This is a genomic window from Microcella sp. (genome assembly GCF_030645145.1).
Classification (GTDB): domain Bacteria; phylum Actinomycetota; class Actinomycetes; order Actinomycetales; family Microbacteriaceae; genus Microcella.
The window spans coordinates 1-3953 of sequence record NZ_JAUSMI010000118.1 but is presented as its reverse complement, the minus strand read 5'-3'; the positions used below and the strand labels follow the sequence as shown (position 1 = coordinate 3953).

The window sequence follows — 3953 nt, the reverse complement described above, 5'->3', positions numbered from 1 at the left end:
GCGGTCGCGGCGGCGGCGTCGTCGATCGCCCCGGCGCCGCGCGCGCGCGACCCGGCGAGCACGCGCGCCGACGCCTCACGCGCGTGCACGCTCACGAGGGTCTCAGGGCTCGCGCCGACGAGCCCGTCGACGGCGAACGTGAGCGTGTCGGGGTAGGCCTCGGCGAGCTCCTGCAGCAGCGCCCGGCGGTCGGCATCGGCGGGGATGCTCGCGCGCGCGTCCCGCGCCATGACGACCTTCTCGACCTCGCCCGAGCGGATCCGGGCGACGGCGTCGCGCACGAGCTCCACGTACTCCTGCCGCGACAGGGATGCCGCCGCGAGCGTCGCCCGGGGCCGGGCCCCGACCCGCGTCGCGACGGGCGGGGCGAGCTCGAGGTCGCGCCCGCCGTCGTCGGTCGTGATGCGCGTCACCCAGCTGACGGGACCGCGGCGCCCGACCACGATCTCGGGCACGATGAGCACGCTCTCGACCGCGGAGGTGTCGGCGAACGCGAAGGCGCCGAAGGCGACGAGCCCCGACCCCGGCTCGTGCACCGCGTCATCGACGCGCGCGGCGGCGGAGAGCTCGCGCCAGGCGGCCGCGGCGCGCGCGAGACGGTCGGGCCCGGTGAACGAGAGCCGCGCGATCTCGCCGATGCCGACGATGCCGTCGCCCCGCCGGAGGGCGACGAGGGGATGCGCGGCCGAGGCGTACTCGAGCAGGGCGGTCGCGTCGTCGACGGGCTCGGAGACCGCGCGGAGGGCGGCTCCCGACGACGCGGAGGTGGGCACGTCCGCCAGCGTACCGTCGGCACCCCGGGCGCCCAGCCCGCTCGCGGGCAACGTGCAGTGACCACTCACTAGACTGAACCGTGTGACGAGGGCCGATCTGAGCAAGAAGTCGCGCGAGGTCGCGGCGATGTTCGACGGCGTCGCCCGCGGCTACGACCGCACGAACGCCGTTCTCTCGGTCGGCAACGCCTCGCTCTGGCGACTGCACACGGTGCGCGCGATCGACCCGCAGCCGGGCGAGCGCATCCTCGACATCGCCGCCGGCACGGGCACGAGCTCGGCCGCGATCGCGAAGTCGGGTGCGCGGGTGATCGCGTTCGACTTCTCCGCGGGCATGATCGAGGAGGGGCGCAAGCGCCACCCCGAGCTCGAGTTCGTCGAGGGCGATGCGCAGAAGCTGCCCTTCGGCGACGACGAGTTCGACGCCGTCACGATCAGCTTCGGCCTTCGCAACGTGGAGGACCCGCGGCTCGCCCTGAGCGAGATGTACCGCGTGCTCAAGCCCGGCGGCCGCGTCGTCATCTGCGAGTTCTCGCGCCCGCCCATCGGCATCCTCCGCCGCGGCTACTTCGCCTACCTGCAGAAGGTCATGCCGTTCATCGCGGGCGCCGCGAGCACGAACCCCGACGCCTACCGGTACCTGTTCGAGTCGATCGCGGACTGGCCCGAGCAGGGCATCCTCTGCCAGTGGATGCGCGCCGCGGGCTTCACGCGCGTCGCCTACCGCAATCTCACGGTCGGGGTCGTGGCCCTGCACCGCGGTCGCAAGCCGATCGATGCCGCGATCCGGGCATCCGCCGCCAAGAAGCGCGTCGCCCGCCGACGCCCCACCTCGTCGGCCGCGGCCGAGTGACCCCCCGACAGATCGGCACACCGTGACCTGGAGCACTCCTCTCGCTCGCCGCAGCAAGACGCTCAGCGCCTCGCTCGGGCTCGGCGAGAAGCTCTTCGCCTCGAGCGAGGAGCGCCGCTTCGCGGACGCGATCGAGTCGGGCCTCGAGACCGTCGAGGCGGGCCTTCTCAAAGAGGTCGCCTTCGCCGACGACATGGCGGATGTCACGTCCCGCTACCTGCTCGAGGCGGGCGGCAAGCGCATCCGACCCGTGCTCACGCTCCTCACCGCCCAGCTCGGCGACGGAGCCACCCCCGCGGTGATCACGGCCGCGCAGGCCATCGAGATCACGCACCTCGCCTCGCTGTACCACGACGACGTCATGGATGAGGCGGAGCTGCGCCGAGGCGTGCCGACCGCGCAGCACGTGTGGGGCAACTCGGTCGCGATCCTCACCGGCGACCTGCTCTTCGCCCGCGCCTCGAAGCTCGTCGCGAGTCTCGGCGAGGGCGCCATCAAGCTCCAGGCCGACACGTTCGAGCGGCTCTGCCTCGGCCAGCTGCACGAGACGCTCGGGCCGCGCGCGAGCGACGACCCGATTGAGCACTACCTGCAGGTGCTCGCCGACAAGACCGGCTCGCTCATCGCAGCCGCCGCGCAGATGGGCGTGATCTTCTCGGATGCCCCTTCCGAGTTCGAGGAGCCCGTCGTCGCCTTCGGCGAGAAGATCGGCGTCGCCTTCCAGCTCATCGACGACGTCATCGACCTCGCCGAGGCCGACGCCGAGACGGGCAAGGCGCAGGGCACCGACCTGCGCAGCGGCGTCGCGACGCTCCCGCTGCTCTTCCTGCGCCGCGCGGCCGCGACGGACGCAGGCGCCGCCGAGCTCCTCGGTCGCATCGAGCGCAACGTCGACGAGCTCGACGACGACGCGACCTCCGCGGAGGACCGCGCGACCGACGAGGCCGAGCTCGCCGCGGCCATCGCCGAGCTGCGCGGTCACCCCGTGACGGAGGAGACCCTGCTCGAGGCCCGCCGCTGGGCCGACGACGCCGTCGCCGCGCTCGCGCCGCTGCCCGACGGGCCGGTCAAGAAGGCGCTCACGAAGTTCGCCGAAGCGGTCGTCGACCGCAGCAAGTAGGGCCGCGAGCCCCCACCACCCCCGCCGATCGAGGAACGGAACCACCCGCATGACCAAGCTCAGGCTCGCCATCGTCGGGGCAGGCCCCGCCGGCATCTACGCCGCTGACATCCTGCTCAAGCACGAGCGCTCGTTCGAGGTCTCGATCGACCTGTTCGATCAGCTGCCCGCCCCGTACGGGCTCGTCCGCTACGGCGTCGCGCCCGACCACCCGCGCATCAAGGGCATCATCAACGCTCTGCGCGACGTGCTCGACTCCGGCGACATCCGCATCTTCGGCAACGTCCGCTACGGCACCGACATCACGCTCGACGATCTCAAGCGGCACTACAACGCCGTGATCTTCGCGACGGGGGCGGTGCGGGATGCCTCGCTGGACATCCCGGGCATCGATCTGGAGGGCTCGTACGGCGCCGCCGATTTCGTCAGCTGGTACGACGGGCACCCCGACGTTCCGCGCGAGTGGCCGCTCACCGCGCAGTCGGTCGCGGTCGTCGGCAACGGCAACGTCGCGCTCGACGTCGCCCGCGTGCTCGCGAAGCACCCGGAGGATCTACTGCCGACGGAGATCCCCGACAACGTGCTCGCGGGGCTTGAGGCGTCGCCCGTGACCGATGTGCACGTCTTCGGCCGTCGCGGACCGATGCAGGTGAAGTTCACGCCGCTCGAGCTGCGCGAGCTCGGCGAGCTGCGCGACGTCGACATGATCGTGCACGACGAGGACTTCGAGTACGACGACGCCGCGCGTGCGGCGATCGCGTCGAACAAGCAGCTCTTCGTGATCGACAAGGTGTTCACGCAGTGGCGCGCGCGCGAGACCGGCCAGGCGTCGCGACGTCTGCACCTGCACTTCTACGCGAAGCCCGTCGAGGTGCTCGGCGAGGACGGTCGCGTGGTCGGATTCCGGTACGAGCGGACGCGCCCGGATGGCGCCGGCGGCGTCGTCGGGACGGGGGAGTTCCGCGAGGTCGAGGTGCAGGCCGTGTACCGCGCGGTCGGGTACTTCGGCTCGCCGCTGGACGGCATCCCCTTCGACGAGCGCCACGGCGTCATCCCCAACCACGAGGGCCGCGTGCTCGACGATGACAACGCCGTCGTCCCGGGCGTGTACGCGACGGGCTGGATCAAGCGCGGTCCCGTCGGACTCATCGGCCACACGAAGAGCGATGCGATGGAGACGATCCAGCACGTGCTCAACGGCCAGGCC

4 protein-coding genes are annotated in these 3953 nt (G+C 72.0%); 3 read left to right on the top strand and 1 reads right to left on the bottom strand.

Going from position 1 to position 3953, the window contains the following annotated elements; all coding sequences use genetic code 11:
• On the bottom strand, positions 1 to 773 hold a 773-nt coding region (locus Q7T15_RS08080; protein ID WP_304695093.1), incomplete at its 3' end, for a chorismate-binding protein.
• A gap of 82 nt (positions 774 to 855) precedes the next feature.
• Between Q7T15_RS08080 and ubiE the strand changes: the two genes are divergently transcribed.
• From ubiE to Q7T15_RS08065, 3 genes are all read left to right on the top strand, one after another.
• Positions 856 to 1626 carry a bifunctional demethylmenaquinone methyltransferase/2-methoxy-6-polyprenyl-1,4-benzoquinol methylase UbiE gene (gene ubiE, locus Q7T15_RS08075; protein WP_304695091.1) on the top strand — a complete coding sequence of 257 codons (771 nt, stop codon included), beginning with the start codon at positions 856 to 858 and terminating at the stop codon, positions 1624 to 1626.
• Positions 1627 to 1648: 22 nt separating this feature from the next.
• Positions 1649 to 2746, top strand: coding sequence for a polyprenyl synthetase family protein (locus tag Q7T15_RS08070; RefSeq protein ID WP_304695089.1), 1098 nt, complete (start codon positions 1649 to 1651; stop codon positions 2744 to 2746).
• Positions 2747 to 2795: 49 nt separating this feature from the next.
• Positions 2796 to 3953: FAD-dependent oxidoreductase (locus Q7T15_RS08065; protein WP_304695087.1), on the top strand; the 1158-nt coding region annotated here is incomplete at its 3' end.